Annotated in this window: 7 protein-coding genes; all 7 read right to left on the bottom strand. The window is 45.4% G+C overall.

Annotation, left to right across the window (positions count from 1 at the left end):
* A partial coding sequence (locus RMZ41_RS13735) for a type I polyketide synthase (protein WP_409875290.1) occupies positions 1-2,370 on the bottom strand: 2,370 nt, incomplete at its 3' end.
* Between the two features lie 38 nt (positions 2,371-2,408).
* Positions 2,409-11,144, bottom strand: coding sequence for an SDR family NAD(P)-dependent oxidoreductase (locus RMZ41_RS13730; RefSeq protein WP_322642360.1), 8,736 nt, complete (start codon positions 11,142-11,144; stop codon positions 2,409-2,411).
* 273 nt (positions 11,145-11,417) lie between these two features.
* Positions 11,418-11,681, bottom strand: coding sequence for a phosphopantetheine-binding protein (locus tag RMZ41_RS13725; RefSeq protein ID WP_322642359.1), 264 nt, complete (start codon positions 11,679-11,681; stop codon positions 11,418-11,420).
* Positions 11,682-11,746: 65 nt separating this feature from the next.
* The gene (locus RMZ41_RS13720; RefSeq protein WP_322642358.1) at positions 11,747-12,493 is read right to left on the bottom strand and encodes a polyketide synthase; all 747 of its coding nucleotides are present in this window, start codon (positions 12,491-12,493) and stop codon (positions 11,747-11,749) included.
* A gap of 58 nt (positions 12,494-12,551) precedes the next feature.
* Complete coding sequence (locus RMZ41_RS13715) at positions 12,552-13,361, bottom strand: enoyl-CoA hydratase/isomerase family protein (protein ID WP_322642357.1); 810 nt, start codon at positions 13,359-13,361, stop codon at positions 12,552-12,554.
* Positions 13,352-14,578, bottom strand: coding sequence for a hydroxymethylglutaryl-CoA synthase family protein (locus tag RMZ41_RS13710; RefSeq protein ID WP_322642356.1), 1,227 nt, complete (start codon positions 14,576-14,578; stop codon positions 13,352-13,354). Before RMZ41_RS13710 ends, RMZ41_RS13715 begins: the two co-directional genes overlap by 10 nt.
* Entirely contained in the window at positions 14,566-21,576 is a 7,011-nt protein-coding gene (locus tag RMZ41_RS13705) for a type I polyketide synthase (RefSeq protein ID WP_322642355.1), read from the bottom strand. The genes RMZ41_RS13710 and RMZ41_RS13705 overlap by 13 nt, the downstream gene beginning before the upstream one ends.

Genomic DNA, 21,576 nt, shown 5'->3' with positions numbered 1-21,576 from the left:
TGCCAACATTGATGCCATTAGCGGCGAGTGGAAGGCATGAGATACTTGCAGTCTTCTAGTTTCAATGCCTTGGCTCTCCAATTTTTGCAGTACTAAGTTTAATACCTGCAATTCACCAGATAAGACAATACTTTGTTCGCCATTAATCGCTGCAATACTCAATTGTTGTGGATAATCAGCAATTAACGGTGTAATTTGTTCCAATGTGGTGAATACTGCTGCCATCCCTCCACCTTGAGGTAAGGCTTGCATCAAAGAAGCACGTTGGACAATTAATTTCAGTGCGTCTTCTAAGGAAAAAATACCAGCGATACAAGCGGCGACATATTCCCCGACACTGTGACCTACAACTGCTGTGGGACGAATACCCCAGGATAGCCATAGTTGGGCTAGGGCATATTCTATGACGAATAACGCAACTTGGGTGTATGCGGTTTGGTTGATGCGATCGCCTTCTGAGTTGTCACAGAAGATAACCGATAAAATTGACTCGCCTAGTAGAGGTTGCAGTAGGGTGTCACATTGGTCGAGGGTTTGGCGGAAACTTGGTTGAGTTTCATACAGTTGCCGACCCATATTGCGGTATTGTGAACCTTGTCCAGTGAAGAGGAAAGCAATTTTTTTGCTTTGCTGGCTGCTATGTCCGTGATGGATACTGAAATCATCGGTATCATTCAGGTAAGCTTGCAACTGTTGTTGCATTTGTTGATGGTCGGCAGCGATGATGGCGAGGCGATGCGGGAAATGAGTTCTGCCAACTTGAGATGTAAAGGTGATGTTACCAAGGACTATATCTGGATGAGATGAAAGGTACTTGATGTAGTTTTGAGCGAGTTGCTGTAGGGCTTGAGGATGTTTGGCCGACAGAGTTAATAGATGTATTGGACGCTCTGTAATTTCTTCCCCTCTGCTCCCCTGCTCCTCTGCTTCCCCTGCTCCCCCTGCCTCCCCTGCTCCCCCTGCTCCCCCTGCCTTCTCCAAAGGTGCTGCTTCTATCACCACATGAGCATTTGTACCACTCAAGCCAAAAGAACTCACTCCAGCAATTCGAGTATTGTTTTCAGAATGCCACGGTTTAGCTGTGGTAGGAATAGCTAGTGGTAGTTCTTGCCAAGGAATATGGGGGTTAGGTTGTTTGAGGTGAAGATGAGGTGGAATTTTCTGGTGCTGTAGCGATAATATTACCTTGATTACACCCGCAACTCCCGCAGCTGCTTCCAAATGACCAATGTTGGTTTTCACAGAACCAACAACCAAAGGTTCCTCAAAAGAGCGTTGTTCGCACAAAACAGAAGCTAAAGCGTTAATTTCAATTGGATCGCCCAAGGGAGTCCCCGTACCATGCGCTTCGATGTAACTTACTTGCTGTGGTGCAACCCTACTGTTAGCTAGAGCCTGACGCAGTAGTTTTTGTTGTGCAGGGCCGCTAGGTACTGTTAGTCCACCACTGGGGCCGTCGTGATTGACTGCTGAACCTTTAATCAATGCGAGGATAGAGTCACCAGCCGCCACAGCATCAGACAAACGTTTAAGTACCAACACTCCGCAGCCTTCGCCCCTGGTGTAGCCATCCGCTAAGGCATCAAAGGATTTGCAGCGTCCATCGGGTGCAACTGCGCGCATTTTGGAGAGAAAAATATTCGTGTCTGGTGACAATATCAGGTTAACTCCGCCTGCTAGAGCTTGGTCGCATTCCCCAGAACGCAGACTTTGGCAGGCTAAATGTAACGATACTAGAGATGATGAACAAGCGGTATCTACAACTAAGCTCGGCCCTTGTAAACCCAGAATATAGGAAAGGCGACCGGAAATAAAACTAAAACTGTTGCCTGTACCAAAGTAAGTGTCAATACTATTAGAGTTACCAGAATAGAGGCGTGAGTAATCATTGTTCATCACGCCAATAAATACACCTGTTTGAGTTTGCGAAAGCTGTTCGATACACTGTCCGGCATTTTCTAGGGCTTCCCAACTTACCTCTAGTAGTAAGCGTTGTTGTGGATCTGTACTAACGGCTTCTCTGGGAGAGATTTCAAAGAAGTTGGCATCGAATAAATCGATATCTTTTAAAAAACCACCATAGCGAATGTAGGATTTTCCCTCAGCATCAGGATTTGGGCTGTAATAAGCTTCCGTATCCCAACGTTCTTGGGGAATTTCCTGAATGGTATCTACACCATGCTGGAGAATTTGCCAAAAAGCATCTGGGTTATCGGCTCCCCCAGGAAAGCGACACGCCATCCCAATCACAGCGATGGGTTCTGTTTTAGCACGCTCGATCGCCTCCAACTTACCACGCATTTCTTTTAATGCCAGCAATGCGCGTTGTAGTTGATTAATGTTGTTTTGTTCTGTGTCGATTTTATTCATGCTCTGAACCCTGTCGCTAAATATCTTGGTGATTGGGATTAGATTTTTTTCATTAATTCATCAATGTTGTCCAATTCTGCCGCTAGCGATCGCTCTAGTTCTGTTTGCGAAAGCTGTTGAATATCGCTGATTTCGGCGTTGGGGCGATCGCTTTTTGGTGATGGAGATGCAGTTTTCACATCCAAGACATCGTTAGTCAGATATTTAGTTAAGGTTTCTAAGGTGGGATAATCAAATAACAAGGTGGTTGGCAACGAAGACTCCAGACTTGATTGCAGGCGATTTCTCAACTCGATTGCCATGAGTGAATCTAATCCCACTTCAAATAAACGCTGACGCGGTTGCAGTTCCTCAGATGAATTGAGCCGTAAGATTTTCGCTACTTCGTCACGGATGTAATTAAATAAAATTTGCTGAATATCTGCGGGATGAGCCTCCTGGAGTTGTCGTAAAATATCTGGTTTCGCTGCTAAAACTGGCTGTGCAGTCTCTTGGGTTTGCCTTGAATCAACAAACTCACTCAGCAAAGGCGGTACTTTTTGGGTGTAGTAGTGGAGGATAAACTTTGACCAGCGCACTGGTAAAACCGCAACTTGTCCAGAATTGGCTTGATGCGTCAATGCTGCCAAGATTTGTAATCCTTGTTGGGGTAAAATTTTCTCTACTCCCACTGGAGAACCCGTAGAGGTTGCAGCCATTCCCACTTCCGCCCACGCCCCCCAGTTGATACTCAATCCCGCCAGCCCTTGGGAGCGACGATAATCGGCTAACCCATCAAGAAAGGCGTTTGCTGCTGCGTAGTTTGCTTGTCCTGCGGTTCCCAGCACTGAAGCAACGGAGGAGAACAACACAAATAATTCCAAAGGTTTATCTTGAGTCAGGATATGCAGATTCCAAGCACCCTGTACTTTCGGAGCCATTACCCTAGTAAATCGCTCCCAGGTTTGTTGGAGTAAAATCCCATCGTCTAGAATTCCGGCTGCATGGATAACACCTCGTAAGGGAAACTGAGGTTCAATGCTGTTGAGTACGGTTTGTACTTGTTCAAGTTGTGTAATATCTGCTTGGGCGACTGTAACTTGCACGCCAGCGTTTTCCCAGGATGCGATCGCACTTTTAGCTTTATCAGATGGCGATCGCCTACCCACTAATACTAAATGTTGCACACCTCGTTCAACCAACCAATTCGCCACTGTTAACCCCAGTCCTCCTAGTCCGCCTGTAATCAGGTAAGTCCCAAGGGAAGGGTTAAAGGAAGCAGAGAAATCTATGGTGTTGGGAATGCGTTGCAAACGGGAGACGTAGCGCTGATTTCCCCGTAAGGCGACTTGTTCGCCCAATTCTGGATGAGAAAGTTCTGCCCACAACTGAGTTGCGGCTTCTACAGTTGAACTTTGGGGATCTAAATCAATTAGCCCTGCAAAAACTTCGCTATATTCTGTTGCTATAACTCGCCCCAATCCCCAGAGAGGTGTTTGAGACAGGGCGATTTCAGATTGTAGATTAATTGACTGGCTACCCCTAGAAATCAACCACAGCCTAGCAGTCTGCCAACCCAAAAATGCTAAGTGAGGGCTGGGTAAAGGGGAAAGGGAAAAGGGTAAGGGATTTAAACCCTTTCCCCCTTCCCCCTTACCCTTTACCCCACCAAGGGAACTTGGCGTACTACTAGCTAGTGGGAAATTTATCCGAGCTAAGGCTTGAGTTAAATGTAAAACACTACCACAGACACGAATTTGTGTAGAATCTAGCAAATCTCCAGTAGCCAAACTCCACAAATGTACAATGTGGAGAGCTATTCCTGGTTTAATTGAGACTTCTTGAAGCAGTTGGTCGAAATGCTGGGGTTCGGCTGGATTGATGTAAATTTTACCTTCTTTTAAAGATTGGTAAGTAGAACCAGGGATGACTGCCACACAGGATTTACCTTCTGCCTGTAACAATTTCACCAATTCTGCGCCTACACCATCTTCATCAATTAGAAGTATCCAATATTGCTGTTGTGCTACTAAAGATGACTGTGTAATTGTTCTTTCTTGGAGTTGCCAAGTGATTTGATAAAGCCAGTCTTGGAGATTTGGTTGCTTGAGTAATGCTTGCTGTGGCGATCGCTTTAAACAGAGTTCCGAGAATTGAGCGATCGCTTGTCCAGATTCATCTAATAATTGTACATCTCCTACTATCACCTCTGGATTACTGGTTTGCAAGCGGGCGTAACACCATAATGGCTGACTCAAATCCAGATTCTGCCAGAGATGAAAGCCACCTAAACTAATCGGTACATAAACATCAGCATCTCGAATCTCTGCTGGTAAAGTACCTCCCAACAGTCTCAAACAAGAATCTATCAGCCCCGGATGTAATGGATATAACTTAGTCTCTGATTCACAACCCGGTGGTAGTTGCATCTGACAGATGGCTTCCCCATCTCGTCGCCAGAAATCACCAATCCATTGAAAACTTACACCCAAATCTAGCCCAGCATCTCCGACATCCTGATAAAATACCTGCGAACCAGTCGATTTTTCAGGACAACGCGCCTGTATTTCTGCCCAAGACCAAGTTTCTCTCGTAGCAGACAAGGTAGATAACTCACCAGTTGCATGGAGACACCATTGTTCATCGCTTTCTAGGCTGAATAGTTCAAAGGTGTAGTTCTGATTTTTGCCCAGTTGCAAAATCAATTGCACTTTGACGCTGCTATCTTCAGGTATAAATAAAGGCTCTCGAAACGTAATCTGTTGAAGAGACACTGCATTAGTTCCGAAAATCTGCTTACCTGCTAGGGTCAACATAGCAATATAAGATGCTCCTGGTGCAACTATCGACCCGTAGATACGATGCTCGGCTAGAAAGGGTAAGTTATCTGTGTGGAATTCGCTCTCAAATACTAGACTCTTGAAGAGTGGAGAATGTAGGCGTTGTCCTAACAGGGGATGCAATTGTGAGTGTACTACTAGTTTTTTGGTAGTGCTTTCAAACCAGTAGCGTTGGTGCTGCCAAGGATAGTTGGGTAATATTACTTTATTTCGTGTATAGTCGTTCTCGAATCCGAGCCAATCAATTTCTACTCCCTGGAGATATAACTGGCTCAGACTTTCTAAAATTTGTTGCCAATCTTCTTTGCCTTTGCGTAGCGAAGTCAGCCATAAACCCTCACTTTCCAACTCTTCTGGACAATCTCGCCGTGCCATGCCGATTAAAGTAGGATGAGAACCGACTTCTAAAAATACTTCGTAACCTCTGGTATAAAGTGCTGACATCCCTTGAGCAAAATGAACACTGGCTTGGATATGCTCAACCCAATAGCTGGCACTAGACATCTCTGCATTAGTTATCAACTTCCCACTAACATTAGAAATGATTTCCAGTTTGGGGGAATGATAGGCGATTTGCTGGGCAACTTGCTCAAACTCTGCCAACATTGATGCCATTAGCGGCGAGTGGAAAGCATGAGATACTTGCAAAATTCGCGTTTCGATGCCTTGACTTTCTAGTTTTTGCAAAACTACTGTTAATGCCTGCATCTCGCCTGAGATAACTAAATTTTGCTGTCCGTTATAGGCAGCAATGCTCAGTTGTTGAGGATAGAGGGCAATCAAGGGTTTTACAACTTCTACACCAGCAAAGACCGCAGCCATACCTCCTGTTTGCGGTAATGCTTGCATCAGGCGGGCGCGGTGGGCAATCAATTTCAATCCGTCCTCAAGGGAGAAAATACCAGCCACACAAGCAGCCACATATTCCCCGACACTGTGACCAAGCACCGCAGACGGACGGATACCCCAAGAAATCCAGAGTTGTGCCAAGGCGTATTCTAGGACAAATAAGGCTGGTTGAGTGTAGGCGGTTTGATCGAGGAGTGGATTTTCTGTGGTGTCAGCAAAGATGACTGATAGGATGGATTTGTTTAGTAAGGGTTGGAGAATGCGATCGCATTCATCCAATATCCAACGAAAACCAGGTTGGGTTTCATACAGTTGTCTTCCCATCCCTACATATTGCGACCCTTGCCCAGTAAATAAAAAAGCGCATCTGGTGAAATTACCACTATCTACTTGATAGTCATACTCTGCTTCTTCCAGCTTTGCTTGCATCTCGGTATGAGATGAGGCAACAACAGCCAAACGATGAGAAAAATGAGAACGTCCAACTAGGGCAGTGTGGGTAATATTAGCCAAAGGAATATCGCCATGCTTGCCCAAATAGTCGATGTATTCTTCAGCTAATTGCCGCAGAGAATTGGGATGTTTAGCAGAAAGGCAGAGTAAGTGTAAAGGACGCTCAATTGTAATTTCTGCTCCCCTGCTCCCCTGCTCCCCTGCTCCCCTGCTGCCTAAACGGTAATCTTCGGACGCAAAAAGAGTAATCGGTGCTTCTTGTACAATCATATGAGCATTAGTACCACTCATCCCAAAAGAACTCACCCCAGCAATTCGCGCCGAGTCCTTAACTACCCAAGATTGCCCAGATGTAGGGATACTCAATGGCAATTGCTCCCAAGCAATCATCGGATTAGGTTGTTGCAAGTGCAGGTGTGGCGGAATTTCTTGATGCTGTAGAGCCAAAACAACCTTCATCAAACCCGCTACCCCAGCAGCCGCTTCCAAATGACCAATGTTAGTTTTAACGGAACTAATTACTAGTGGCTGTTCAAAAGAACGTCCTGCACAGAGTACAGATGCTAATGCACCAACCTCAATCGGATCTCCCAAAGATGTGCCAGTCCCATGAGCTTCGATATAATTGACCTGCTGGGCTTCTACATTGGCGTTAGCTAATGCTTGATGTAACAATTCTTGTTGTGCTGTTGTACTGGGGACAGTAAAACCACTGCTACGTCCATCATGATTCACTGCTGAACCCCGAATTACTGCCAAGATTGGGTCATTATCAGCTAAAGCTTCAGAGAGTCGTTTCAGGACAACTACACCACATCCCTCTCCGCGAACAAAGCCATTAGCTGAAGCATCAAAGGTTTTACAGCGTCCATCGGCAGCTACAGCCTTGGATTTTGATAAGAAAATATTCGTCTCCGGCAGAAGTATCAGGTTTACGCCACCCGCCAACGCTAAATTGCACTCTCCACGCCGCAGGCTTTGAACTGCTAAATGAATGCTAACCAGCGAGGACGAGCAAGCAGTATCCACTACCAAGCTAGGCCCGCGCAGCCCTAAGCTATGAGATATCCTCCCTGCCGCCGCACTACCAATACCGCCAGTACCGTAATAAGCATCAATTGTTTCTGGGTTTTTGTGCTGAATTTGCAGTTGCATATACTCGTTGGAAATCAGCCCTATGAACACACCTGTCTGACTTCCGACAAGATTCTGTGGCGCAACAGCCGCATTTTCTAAAGCTTCCCAACTTACTTCTAACAGTATGCGTTGTTGGGGGTCGAGGCTGATGGCTTCACGGGGACTGATACCGAAAAATTGCGCGTCAAATTGGTCAATGTCTGCAATAAATCCCCCGTGACGAGTGTACATTTTACCTGGTGTTTCTGGCTCTGAGTCAAAGTAATTATCTAAGTTCCAGCGTTGCGAGGGAATTTCTGTAATTGCATCGATACCTTTTTGGAGGATTTCCCAGAATTGTTGGGGATTATTTGCGCCTCCAGGAAAGCGACAACCCATACCAATAATAGCGATATCTTCAGTAGAGACGCGATTAATCGCGTCTTTACAAGATTGGGGGAGGTTTTCATGGTTGGTTGTGGAAGAATCTAAACCCAAAACTTCCCTACCCAAGTGTTCTGTGAGCGTGGCAATTGTGGGATAATCAAATGCCAAGGTAGCGGCTAGGGAATAAGAATGTCCTAGTTGCGTTTGAATGCGGTTTTTTAACTCAATTGCCATTAGAGATTTCATCCCCAAGGTAGCAAACCCCTCGTTTGGGTTGAGTTTCTCTGTTGGTTCTAGTCCTAGAACAGTTACTACCTCAGTTTGCACGTAGGCTTGTAGTTTTTCCCAACGCTGACTAGCTGACACCTCCTCCAGGTTAAGGTTTTGCCAGAGTGGAGATGTGAAATTTTGCGCTTCTGGTGGCTGAATCTCTACGTCAGGTTTTTGCTGCGGTTCTATCCAGTAACGCTTTCTCTGAAAGGGGTAAGTTGGCAGTTCTGTGCGTTGGCGTTGGTAATCTCTGTCAAATTCTGCCCAGTCAATGTCTACTCCCTGTATGTAAAGATGACTAAGGGTTTGTAATACCTGCTGCCAATCTTCAAATCCTTCTTTCAGGGAAGATAACCAAATTTCCTCGCTTTGGGGTCGATATCGCTTACCTGCTTCCGTTAAGGTCGAACTCGGCCCTAATTCTAGGAACAGGTTACAACCTTGAGCAATTAGGGTATCAACTGCCGTTGAAAATTGTAATGTATCTCGTAGATGATTACGCCAATGTTGGGGTGCGATCGCCTCCACTAATTTCCCAGTCACACTAGAAACCCAATTTATCTGCGGTGGGTTATAGGTGAATGTGGTGGCCAGTTCCTCCATTGCATCCAATATTGGCTCTACAACTGGAGAGTGAAAAGCTTGATTTATCTTCAGCTTGAGAAAAGCTATACCCTCACTTTTCAACTGTTGAAGAATTTGCTGCACAGCCTGACTTTCACCAGCAATCAAGATTTCTTCTTGGCCATGAATGGCAGCGATACCAACTTGATGCTGATAGGTTGAGAGGATTTCTGTTACCTTATTTAATGAGGTATATACCCAAGCCATAGCCCCAGTTTGCGGTAACTGCTGCATCAGTTGTCCCCGCTTTGCCACTAAAATTAAGGCATCTTCCAAGCTAAGAACACCTGCAACACAAGCAGCTACATATTCACCTAAGCTGTAGCCCATGACACAATGCGCCTTAATTCCCCAGGAACGCCACATTTCTGCTAAGGCGAACTCTAGGGCAAACAAAGCAGGTTGAGTGTAAACGGTTTCGTGTAGTAATAGTTTGCTACCAGATTCAGGATAGAGTATTGATAATAGCGATTTGTTTAAATGAGGGGTGAGTAGGCGATCGCAATGTTCCAGCACCTCACGAAATACAGGTTGTGTATCGTAGAGTTGACGACCCATATCAACGTATTGCGTTCCCTGTCCTGTAAACAAGAATCCAACTTTAGTAGAGTTCTGTTGACCATAAAACCATTCTCCCGGCTCTTGTCCACTGGCGAAGGCTAATAATTCTTGTTGCAAGCCCTCCAATGTATCCGCCGGGATAGCCAAGCGGTGTTTCAATGCTGCTCTACCTACATTCGCCGAGTAGCAAATATCCGACAGAGAAATATTGACAGATTTAGCAACATGTGTATTATAAAGACTAGCTAATTCTCGTAATGCCTTTTCACTATTAGCTGATAGCGTCAACAGATGTAACGGTCTTTCTATTAATTTTGAATTTTGTTCGCCCTTGGCGTTCCCGAAGGGTATTTTGAATTTTGAATTATTAACCGGTGGTTCTTCTAAAACAAGATGGGCATTAGTTCCCCCCAAACCGAAGGAATTGATTCCAGCTAAACGAGGTGTATCGTTCAATTCCCAAGGACTTGCTGTGGTGGGAATAATAAAGGGAAAATCATCCTCAATGTCTGGATTTAGGGTTTGAAAATGAAGGTGTGGTGGAATTTCTTGATGTTGGAAACACAGTAAAACTTTAATTAAAGCAGCAATTCCCGCAGCCGGTTCTAAATGTCCAATGTTGGTTTTAACAGAACTGAGAAAACACGGTAGACTACCCCCCTCTGGTCGCAAAACTGCTTTGAGGGCGCTGGCTTCCGTCACATCAGCCAAAGGTGTGCCGACTCCGTGGGCTTCAATATAGCTAATTTGTTGTGGTTCAACTCCAGCATTCGCCAACGCCTGACTGATAACTGACTGCTGTGCTAGTTGATTGGGTGCAGTCAAGTTTTTCCCAAAGCCATTTTGATTAACGGCTGAACCCCGGATAATCCCTAAAATCTGGTCTTTGTCCCTAATGGCATCTTCTAGACGCTTGAGCAAAACTAAACCGCAACCTTCACCCCGCACGTAACCATCAGCCCCCGCATCAAAACTTTTGCAACAATTATCAGATGTCATCATCCAAGCTTGGGATAATGCGATGTTAGCTTTGGGTGACAAAATCAGGTTAACAGCGCCTACCAAAGCTTGGTCAATTTCTCTTGTTTGCAGACTTTGACAGGCAAGATGGATGGCAACCAAGGATGAAGAACAGCCAGTGTCTAATGCTAGACTCGGCCCTTGCCAACCAAAGAAGTAAGACAGGCGATTCACTGTTGTACAGAGGGCATTGCCTGTCACAAAATAAGCATTTAGTTGCGTCAAATCCTCAAAGCAAACATTGGCATAATCGTTGCTACCAATGCCTATGTATACTCCGGTTTGACTTCCTGAAACTTGCTGCGGATTTAAACCAGCATTTTCTAAAGTCTCCCAAGCTACCTCTAGTAACAAACGCTGCTGCGGGTCTGTACTTGCGGCTTCACCGGGAGAAATGCCGAAGAATTTAGCGTCAAACTGGTCTACATTTTCCAGAAACCCTCCCCAACGGCTATTCATCGTTCCAGGGGTCGCCAAATCAGGGTCGTAGAGGTCATCCACTGACCAACGATTGGCGGGAACTTGTGTAACAGCATTCATTCCATCCCGTAGCATTTGCCAGAAAGCAGCAGGATTTTTCGCCCCAGGAAATCGGCATCCCATACCAATAACAGCAATGCCTACGGCAGGCAAAGCTAACGCTTCCTTGTTGTATTGTTGTTTAGTGTTCTTCATAACAGGGGGAACTGGCAATTGGGGACTGGGGACTAGTATTTTGACTCAGCACTCTTAGAAGATGTTTTAAAAGTCATGATTGATGTATCAAATATTTTTACCTCACCCTAACCCTCCCTTTATAAAAGGGAGGAAACTAGATTATTTTCTGGTTTCCCCCCTTTATAAGGGGGGATTAAGGGGGGTAATCATTCTATTAAAATCACAGTCAACCACTTTTAAAACATCCTCTTAACTCTTGTACAGACGCGATTAATCGCATCTCAGCACTTTTCACCCTTGCTGTATCTTGATTTCAGCAAGTAAGTCTACAAGTTCTTGAATGTTCTTAACACTGCCAAGTTTGGTTCTAGGAACTTTCACTTTTAACTCTCTCATCGAAGCTGAGGCAATCTCTACTGCATCTAAACTGGTAGCACCCAAATCGCGCATTGACTTTGTTGGGTCGATGTTTGCGTTTTCTAAACCTTCAATGTTCAAGCGCATGTGTTTGGTAACTACACTCAGGACTTGTTGCTCAACTGTTTGTTGCACCATGATTTTTCTCCTAATCTCAAAAAAGAATAATTAAACTTAAATGCCGATAAAATCTACTGTTATTGTTAGGAAATATACATATCTTTGACAATAGATTGAGTGTCGGGATGATTAAAACATACAGTATGCATTAGATGTTCGCGGGACATAGCCTCTTGTAAAGCACGTTGGCGGGGGAGTGCCAAAGTATCTTTGAGCATTTCCAATACATGCTTGGGTTTTTCGGCAATGTTGCGAGCGATATCCATCGCTACTTCCATTACTTGTTGTTTGGGAACGACATCATTAAATAGTCCTCTTCCCTGTAGTTCTCTACCTTTGTAAAGTTTGGCAGTAAGGATCATTTCATGGGCGAATAATGGCCCAACTAATGATGGAAGTAAAGATGTTGTTCCCATGCCAGGGGTAAATCCTAATCCAGCAAAATTCACGCCATAGCGACTTTCTTCTGCTGCTATAATTACATCACAACATAAGGCAATTAATAATCCTCCTCCTACCGCGTGTCCTTCCATTACTGCGATTACGGGAACGGGAAAGCGTAATAGTTGTGCTGGTAGTAAGAGGTCTTTAACTTCTGTGTCACCACGCAGTAATTTTTGCAGTACATCTAAGCTAGCACCACCACAAAAAACATCAAGAAGACCTGTTAGTAATAGTACCTTTAAATGCGGAGTGTTGGCGCATTCTGCTAATGCTTTTAAGAATTTCTCAACTAACTCATCTGTAAGTCTATTATCGTTTTGTGGATCGTTTAAGTTGATTTGACAAATCCCATCTTCTAAACATGAAAGAGTTACAATTTCGGACATAATACTAATTTGTAGTTCGTAATTAAGAGAGTCAGAATCTAGCTTTATATTTGTAAGCTTATTTGGGATAATTAGTGTTATTCCTCCTATATTTTTGAAACCAGGGTGGTGAATAGCCTTCACTAAATTGATGGATGGCTGTGGTAATTTGGGGTTGTTCTAACCATTTTTGTAGGCGTTGCATGGCGAATTCGGTTTGGTGTCGCAAATCTTGACCGATAAATGTGTCAAAATATTGTTTGCTTTGGGCGATCGCTTCCGGTGAGGAATAAAATAAACGTTGAATCTGGCGGTTGAGTGTATCGTTCATCCCATCATGAGCAATTTCGTCCACCAATCCCATATTTTTGGCTTCATTTCCATCAATACCTCTAGAACTAACGGTGAGATATTTCACCTGGGAGGAGGAAAGACGACACAATAAAAAGGGCGTAATGACAGCAGGAATCATCCCCACCAACACTTCTGACAACATGAATAGAACATTTTCCTCGGCGAGTACGATGTCGGAGGCGGCGACTATACCCACGCCACCACCTGTAACATTACCTATCACACAGGTAATGACTGGTTTAGGAGAACTATAAATTAGTAACAGGCAATCACGAAAGACTTGCAGTGGCGCTAAATTAGGACGGGAACCATTGGCAAAGATGGCGTTAAAATCCATCCCTGTACAAAAGTCAGCGCCCATACTAGAAATTACAATAACTCGACAGGTAGGCTCGGCGATCGCATTTTGCAAAGCTTGATAAAACTCTGCCAACATCTCGCCGTTCAAAGCATTACCAGCTTCTGGTGCTGATAATGTGATGTGAGCGACTCCTGAATCTATTTGATACTCAATTGCTTTTAACTTTAGCTCCATTCGTATTGCCTGTAGTAATTTTTTACCTGTTTTAATACCAACAGTTCTTGTCCGGCGTAGAGTTTTTCATAAGCTTCTTGGAAACTGTCTCTTTTGGGCTGATAATCAGGCGCATCAATATATTTTTCTCGTGCGTATTCCAAAAGTTCGTATTCCATCAGAGATAATGGCAAACGTTCTTGCAAATGACGGTCAATATCCAAAGAACGGATGTATTCAATTGCACCCGGACTGACAGTGCCGTGATAAAATTCGCCTTGACAACCAGAACCATAGGCAAAAATCGAAATGCGATCGCCTGCGTGTAAATCCTGAGCATGATGTAACAAACTCAGCAAACACAAGAAAGTAGATGAGCCATAGGTACTACCTACCTGCTGGGCGAAGTAAATCCCTTCTTGTACCTTTTTTTGATAATTCTCCTCATAGATTTTCGAGTCGTTAACGTCAAATAAACTCAGCAAAGTCCGATGTGCTTGTAAGGGCATTCCCGGAAATGGTGTGTGATAAATGTGCTTTTGGAAATCTTTGTCATAATCTACTACCCCCACAAGTTTTTCATAGTGGGTGTAAGAGGCTTCCAAAGCGTCTAAGTAAGAGTAAAGACTGGTTTGATTGTCGCCAATTTCGACTCTCGCAGTCGGACGGAAGGTATCAGAAATTTCGTCAGTCCAAAAGCCTGCGGGATGCAAGTCAATTTCAAATACCTTGGGGTCGGTACTAATTAGCATAGCAATAGCCGCACCACCGCCAATAAAATTATCACGGTCATCAAGGTGGGGACGGCTATAGTCACAGCCGATAACTAATGCCTTTTTACCAGGGGTAAGTCCTCCTTGCAGCCACATTGCTGCGGTTTTGACGGCTGCTGTCAAGCTGTAGCAGGCGTGTTTTAGTTCAAAGCTGCGGCAATTAGGAGGTAAATTACAATACCGATGTACCCAAGTAGATACAGGTTTGCCAAAATCCACAGCCGATTCTGTCGCCACAATCAACAGTTCGATATCCCGTGCATCTTCTGGGGAAAGTAGCCGCTTGGCAGCATTCACCGATAAGGTGACTGTATCTTCGTAGGCAGGAATTACAGAACGTGTCTTTACTTTTACTTGCTTAGACACGTAATCCAAATCTTTACCTTGTAAATTAGCTAATTCCAGGGCATCAGCACAGAAACGCCCAGCGTATAAATTAATTTTCTCGATTCCTACTCGTTGCATAAATTTTCCTCCTTTTTGCTAAAGGATCTGATAACTGCCGGATCGAGCCAGTACCGCTTCCGTTGAAAGGGATAAGTCGGCAAGACCACACGATGACGCTGATATCCTTGTTCAAACCTTTGCCAATCAATTGCTACACCGTTGATATAAAGTGCAATCAGGCTATGTAATAATACTGTCCAATCATCAATAGACTTCTTGCATAAGTCGGGAAAAGGGGAAGGGGAAAGGGGAAAAAGTTCTGTATTATTCCCTTCCCCTTTAACCTTTACTCTTTGCCCCCCTGTTGCAAAAGTGCTTTTTCCAAGAGGTCTAATGGATTGTAACCAAGTGCCGTGCTGTTGGATCTCCGATAATTTGGGGTCAGAACCAATTTCTAAGAAGAAATTGCACCCTTTTTGTGTAAGGGCTAACATTGCTCCTTTAAATAACGTTGGTGCTTGCCAGCATCGTCTCCAGTGGTCAACGTCTGGGATATAGTCAGCAGCTAACAGTTGCCCATAGAAGGTTGAAACCATCGGAATTTGGGGTACTTGAAATTTCACCTGCTTGGCAATCGGCTCGAATTCTGCCCACGATTCCTGCTGAGTAATTAACCGTAAACCATCTTCCAGACTGAACACGCCAGCCACACAAGCGGCGGTATACTCACCAACTCCGCCACCCATGACTGCACTAGGTTGTACGCCCCAACTGCGCCAAAGTTGGGCTAAGGCGTATCCCAAGGCGAATACAGCAGGACGAGCGTAACGGGGTTGTGTTAACAGTGATTCATCTTCGAGGATTGCAAGTAGGGATTGTTGCAGATGAGGTTGTAGGAGGCGATCGCAATCTTCTATAATTTGGCGAAACTGCGGCTGGGTTTCGTAAAGCTGCTTACCTATACCAACATACTGGAAACCTTCACCAGCAAAGATAAAAGCGACTTTTGGCTGACGTTGAGTATCTACCTTGCCGTACAGTATATCAAGAGTTTGTTTTCCGGCGTTGAAAGCAGCGAGGATGTCTCGTAACTGCGCCTGAGAGTTAACTATAAATGCTAGACGATGAGCAAAATGGCTGCGTCCTACATTAGCGGTATAGCAGATATCAGCCAAGCGATCGCCTGTATTTTCCTGTAAATATTGGTGGTAACGACCAATCAAGTTTTGCAAAGCTGATTCACTTTTTGCTGACAGCGTGAGTAGATGCAAAGGACGCTCAATTAATTTTGAATTTTGAATTTTGAATTTTGAATTGTTAGTTGGTGCTTCTTCCACAATTGCATGAACATTAGTCCCACCAAACCCAAAAGAACTAATTCCTGCCAATCGCGGTTGCTCTCCTCGTTTCCACAGTTGTAAGGAGGTGGGAATTTGTAGCTGGGTTTGCTCCAAATTCAACACGGGATTGATAGTTTGCAAGTTGAGGTGAGGAGGAATCTGTTCTCGATGCAACAGCAGCACTAGTTTAATGAAACCAGCTATCCCTGCGGCTGCTTCTAAGTGACCAATATTAGTTTTCACAGAACTAATCCGGCAAGGCTGATTGTCAGTACGACCTTCCTTAAGTACTGTCCACAGGGATTCTACTTCAATGGCATCACCCAAAGCTGTGCCTGTACCGTGGGCTTCAACGTAGCTAATCTGGTCTGGGGTGACGGCAGCATTTTGTAAAGCTTGGCGAATTACAGCTTGTTGGGCTAAACCATTAGGGGCAGTTAAACCATTGCTGCGTCCATCTTGATTGACAGCAGAACCACGCACCAGAGCCAGAATATGGTCGCCATCTTTGAGAGCATCGGATAAACGTTTGAGTACAACTACGCCACAGCCTTCTCCCCGGACATAACCATCAGCTCGCTTGTCAAATGTTTTGCAGTGTCCATCAGCAGCCATCATCCCAGCTTGGGAGCAGGCAACGGTAGTTAGTGGTGAGAGGATGATATTTACACCCCCTGCTAATGCCAGATCGCATTTACCGTTCCGCAAACTTTGACAGGCTAAATCAACTGCAACCAAGGAAGAAGAACAAGCGGTATCAACTGCCATGCTTGGCCCGCGTAAATCTAAGAGATAGGAAAGACGGTTAGCTGCAATACTCAAAGCCATCCCCGTACCGCCCCGTGGAGGTGGCTCTAGTTGTAGTGTGAAGTAATCCCAAGTGCTGATACCTGTGAATACTCCTGTTTGACTACCCGCCAGTTGGTCACAACTATAGCCTGCGTGTTCCAAAGCTTCCCAGGAAACCTCTAAGAGTAGGCGTTGCTGGGGGTCTATGCTACGGGCTTCGCTGGCAGAGATCCCAAAAAATTGGGGGTCAAAGTGGTCTACATGATTGATGAAGCCACCCCAGCGAGTATTCATCGTACCAGGGAAAGACAAGTCTGGATCGTAAAATTCATCTACATCCCAGCGATCGCGGGGTACTTCTCGAATAGCATCTGTACCATTACACAAGAGTTGCCAGAAACTTTCTAAATCATCTGCCCCAGGGAATCTACAACTCATCCCCACAACAGCAATTGCTTCTGTAGGTGATAATTCCCGACTCTCCACAGTCGGCGGTAATGCGTTTGTCGCAAATATCCCCAGTTCTTTACCTAAATACTCTGTCAAATTTGAGATGCTGGGATAGTCAAAAATCAAAGCTGCGGGTAAAGTTTTATCTACCAACTTTCCGAGAGCATTTCGCAATTCTACCGCCATCAAGGAATCCATACCCATTTCTTGCAAGGGGCGTTCCGCATCGATGGGGCGGCTAGTATCTAACCTCAGCACTCTCACGACTTGGGCTTGTACGGCTGACATCAACAATTCCCGGCGATCGCTTACTGGTGTAGATTCCAATTGCCGTAGTAAGAGGGGCTGAGATGGTGATTGACTTACCTTGGTAGTAAATTGCTGCAACAATGGTAGTTGCACAGCTGTAGAGAATTTATCCCAGGCGATCGGCACGACTCCGGCTTGAGTTTTCCCTTGTTTAAGGAGTTCTTCTAAGGCTTGCAATCCCTGTTCTGGAGTAATGTAACTAACTCCGTTCTCAGTACTCCACAGGTTGCGATTATTTAATTGGGCTGCCATACCCGCATCAGACCAAGGCCCCCAATTGATACTCAAAGCAGGTAAGCCTTGATGTCGTCGATAGTGAGCCAGTGTATCTAAATACATATTGGCGGCGGCGTAGTTCCCTTGACCTGGGGAGCCAACTAAAGAAGCCACCGACGAAAACATAACGAAAAAATCTAAGGGACAGTCGCGGCTGAGAAGATGCAAATTCCAAGCCCCATCGACTTTGGGAGCTAATACTTTGGCGAATCGTTCCCAAGTTTGTCGCAGTAGTATGCCATCGTCTAATACTCCTGCTGCATGGATAATGCCGCGTAAGGGATAATTCAGGTTTAGTAGGATTGTGCTAAGTTCAGCTTGATTAGTAACATCTGCTAAGGCAACCTGAATGTGTGCGCCCTCCTGTTCCATCTCCTGAATAGCTGCTTGTGCTTGTTCTCCAGGAGGACGACGGCTGAGTAATAACAGATGACGCGCCCCCTTTTCTACCAACCAACGGGCTACCCGTAATCCCAAAGCACCCAATCCACCTGTAATTAAGTACGTACCATCGGTTTGGAGGTTTAAAGGTGAGGTGATTGTTGAGGTAGTCCGCGCCAGTCGAGGTACATAACGCTGCTGTTGGCGAAAAGCTAGTTGATTTTCTTGGGTATTTGATTGAGATAGTTCGGCGGCCAGTAGGTTAGCTGCTTCCTCTGGAGTGCTTTCTGGGTCTATATCTATAATGCCTCCCCAGATTTCGCTAAACTCCATTGCTATGACTCGACTCATACCCCAAAGCGGTGCTGTGGCGATCGCCAATTCTTTGCTAATTTCCCCTACTAGTTGTGCGCCTTGGGTTACTACCCACAATCTGACTGCTGGTAATTCTACCTGTGCCAAGGCTTGTAGTAAGTCTAGTATGCTACCTAACTGTTCAGTGTTATCCAAACTCCACAGATGGACAATCTGTAAGTTGGAGACTTTAGAGAGGCGATGAATCGCGTCTGTACAAGACGCATCTGTAGAATAAACTAGGGTGGTGGCGTGTCCTTGGTCTTGTAGTATGCGTTCTAGGGTTTCACCGATGCCGAAGCGATCGCTAAAAATTAACCAATGGGTAGGAGCAATGGTTTGCTGTTTGGTTAATAATGGTTGGGGTTGCCATTGGATTTCATATAGCCAATCTGAAATTTCTGAAGCGGTGGTGGAAATAACATTCGGCTGTATTGGCTCAATCCAGTAGCGTTTGCGTTGCCAAGGATAAGTTGGTAACTGTACAAATTTGCCACCGTTGGGATACAAGTTATCCCAGTTAACTTTATGTCCTAAAGTGTAGAGTTTGGCTAATGACCTGAACCTGGCTGTAGAATCTCCCCGCCGCATCGTTGGTAAGACTGTTCCCTGCTTTTGACTGAGGCACTCTAGCATATCTTTGGCGAGGACAGAATGGGGAGCAACTTCTACAAACAAGTCGTATCCAGCTTCAATAAGATTATCCATTGCCTCGGCAAACCGTACAGATTGCCGCATATTCCGCCCCCAATAAGCAGCGTCAAAAAGAGGCAGAGGGGAATCTTCTGGTTGACAACTAACAGTGGAGAAAATCTGTAAATATGGCGATTTTGGCTGAATATCTTGGATAATTTTCTCTAATTCTCGACTGTAGTCATCCATCTGCGGGCAGTGAAAAGCGTAATTCACTGGTAGGCGGCGACAGAATATCCCTTGCTGTTCGACTTTTTCTAGGATAATTTCAATTGCCTCAGCTGCACCGGAGATGACTGTTGAAGAAGGACTGTTGATAGCTGCGATCGCTATTTTGTCTTGATAGGGTGCAATCAGTTCTGCCACTGCTTTCTCTGGCAAATGCAGCATTGCCATTTTGCCGTACCCTGTTGCTTGCTGCATCAGTTTGGCACGTTGCACCACAATCCACAAAGCATCTGTCAAAGTCAACACACCCGCCACGTAAGCAGCTGTAATTTCGCCGACGCTGTGACCTACAACTGCACTCGGTTCCACACCCCAAGCCTGCCACAGCGCCACCAGTGCCACTTGCAGAGATAAAATCGCAGGTTGAGCAATTTCCGTTTCATCCAAACGGGATTTCTCTGGCGGTGCTGACAGTTCGGCAATCAGCGACCAAGAAGTATAAGATTGGATGATGCGATCGCACTCCTCCAAAGCCTCCCGAAATACAGGTTCCTGCGTCAATAGTTCTTGCCCCATACCCAGCCATTGAGAACCCTGTCCAGAAAACACAAAGGCAACTTGCTGGCGACGGCTAGAACCTTGATATCCCCAATTAACAATAGAATTGGGAATATCTTCGATAAAATCATGAAGTTGATTCGCTAATTCTTCCGCCGAATTTCCCACCAACCCCAAACGATATTCGTAATGAACCCGCCGCAAACTAGCTGTATAACAAATATCCTCAAGCTGTAGCGAACCTGATAACAATTCTCGGTATGCTTTAGCTATTTCTTTCAGAGCCTCCGGGCTTTTAGCAGACAAAGGTAAAAGATAAACGCGATCGCTTTCATCATTCCCCTTGTCCCCTTGTCCCCTTGTCCCCTTGTCCTCTTCAACCGATACTCCTTCCAAAACCACATGAGCATTAGTCCCACTCATCCCAAAGGAGCTAACCCCAGCCAGCAGTCGCTCTGAAGTCCAGGGAGTAAGCTGAGTCGGAATAACTAATGGTAATTCCTGCCAATCGATATGCGGATTTGCTTGTTTGAAATGTAGGTGTGGTGGAATTTGTCGATGCTGTAAAGCCAGAACTACTTTTATAATTCCAGCAATCCCAGCAGCGGCCTCTAAATGTCCGATATTTGTCTTGACAGAACCAACAATTAATGCATTATCTTGACTCCTGTCAGCACAAAGTACCGATCCTAAAGCACGAATCTCTATGGGGTCGCCTAAGACGGTTCCCGTACCGTGGGCTTCCACATAACCAATTTCCTGGGGTTGTACTGCCGCCGCCGCTAATGCTTGGCGAATCACTGCTTGTTGAGCCGAGCCGTTGGGGGCAGTCATACCGTTGCTGCGTCCGTCTTGATTGACAGCGGAACCGCGAATCAAACCAAGAATGCGATCGCCATCTGCTAAAGCATCCCGCAAACGCTTGAGGACGACGACACCACAGCCTTCTCCTCGTCCGTAGCCATCGGCAGCAGCATCAAAGGTTTTGCAACGACCGTCTGCTGCTAAGGCTTTCACCTGACAAAAATAAATCGTGGTTTCTGGAGCCAGCATCAAGTTGACACCACCAGCCAAAGCCAAATTACACTCGCGTTTGCGTAAGCTTTCACAAGCTAGGTGAATGGCTGTGAGGGAAGATGAACAAGCTGTATCGATGGTGAGGCTTGGCCCCTGCAACCCAAAAACGTAAGACAAACGACCAGAAACTACGCTGGGAGTGCAACCAATGAATGAGTAAGCATCAATGCGATTAGGGTCGCCGCTATTGATGTGGAAACGGGCGTAGTCGTTGGTGGAAATGCCAATAAATACGCCAGTGGCACTACCTTCTAATTTCTCCGTACTTTGTCCGGCATTTTCTAAGGCTTCCCAAGCAACTTCCAACAACAATCGCTGTTGCGGGTCTATACTGACTGCTTCTCGCGGCGCAATCCCAAAGAAATCGGCATCAAAGCCATCAACTTGGTCGATAAAGCTACCCCGACGGGTGTACATTTTACCAGGAGTGTCAGGATGAGGCGTATAGTAGCTATCGACCGACCAGCGATCGCTCGGAATTTCCCGGCTAGCATCAATACCTTGGCTCAATAATTGCCAATAGGTTTCGAGGTTGTTAACTCCTCCGGGAAATCGGCATCCCATACCAACAATAGCGATCGCTTCTTGCCGATCCTGTTCAATGGCATCAAGCTTGGTGCGGAGTTCCTTTAGGGCGACTAATGCCCGCCGTAGCTGGTCAGTACGTTCTGGGGTGTTCAT

The organism is Nostoc sp. DedVER02, from assembly GCF_034530675.2.
Taxonomy (GTDB): Bacteria; Cyanobacteriota; Cyanobacteriia; order Cyanobacteriales; family Nostocaceae; genus Nostoc.
The sequence above is the reverse complement of the archived record's forward strand: the minus strand, read 5'-3'. Positions and strand labels throughout refer to the sequence as shown.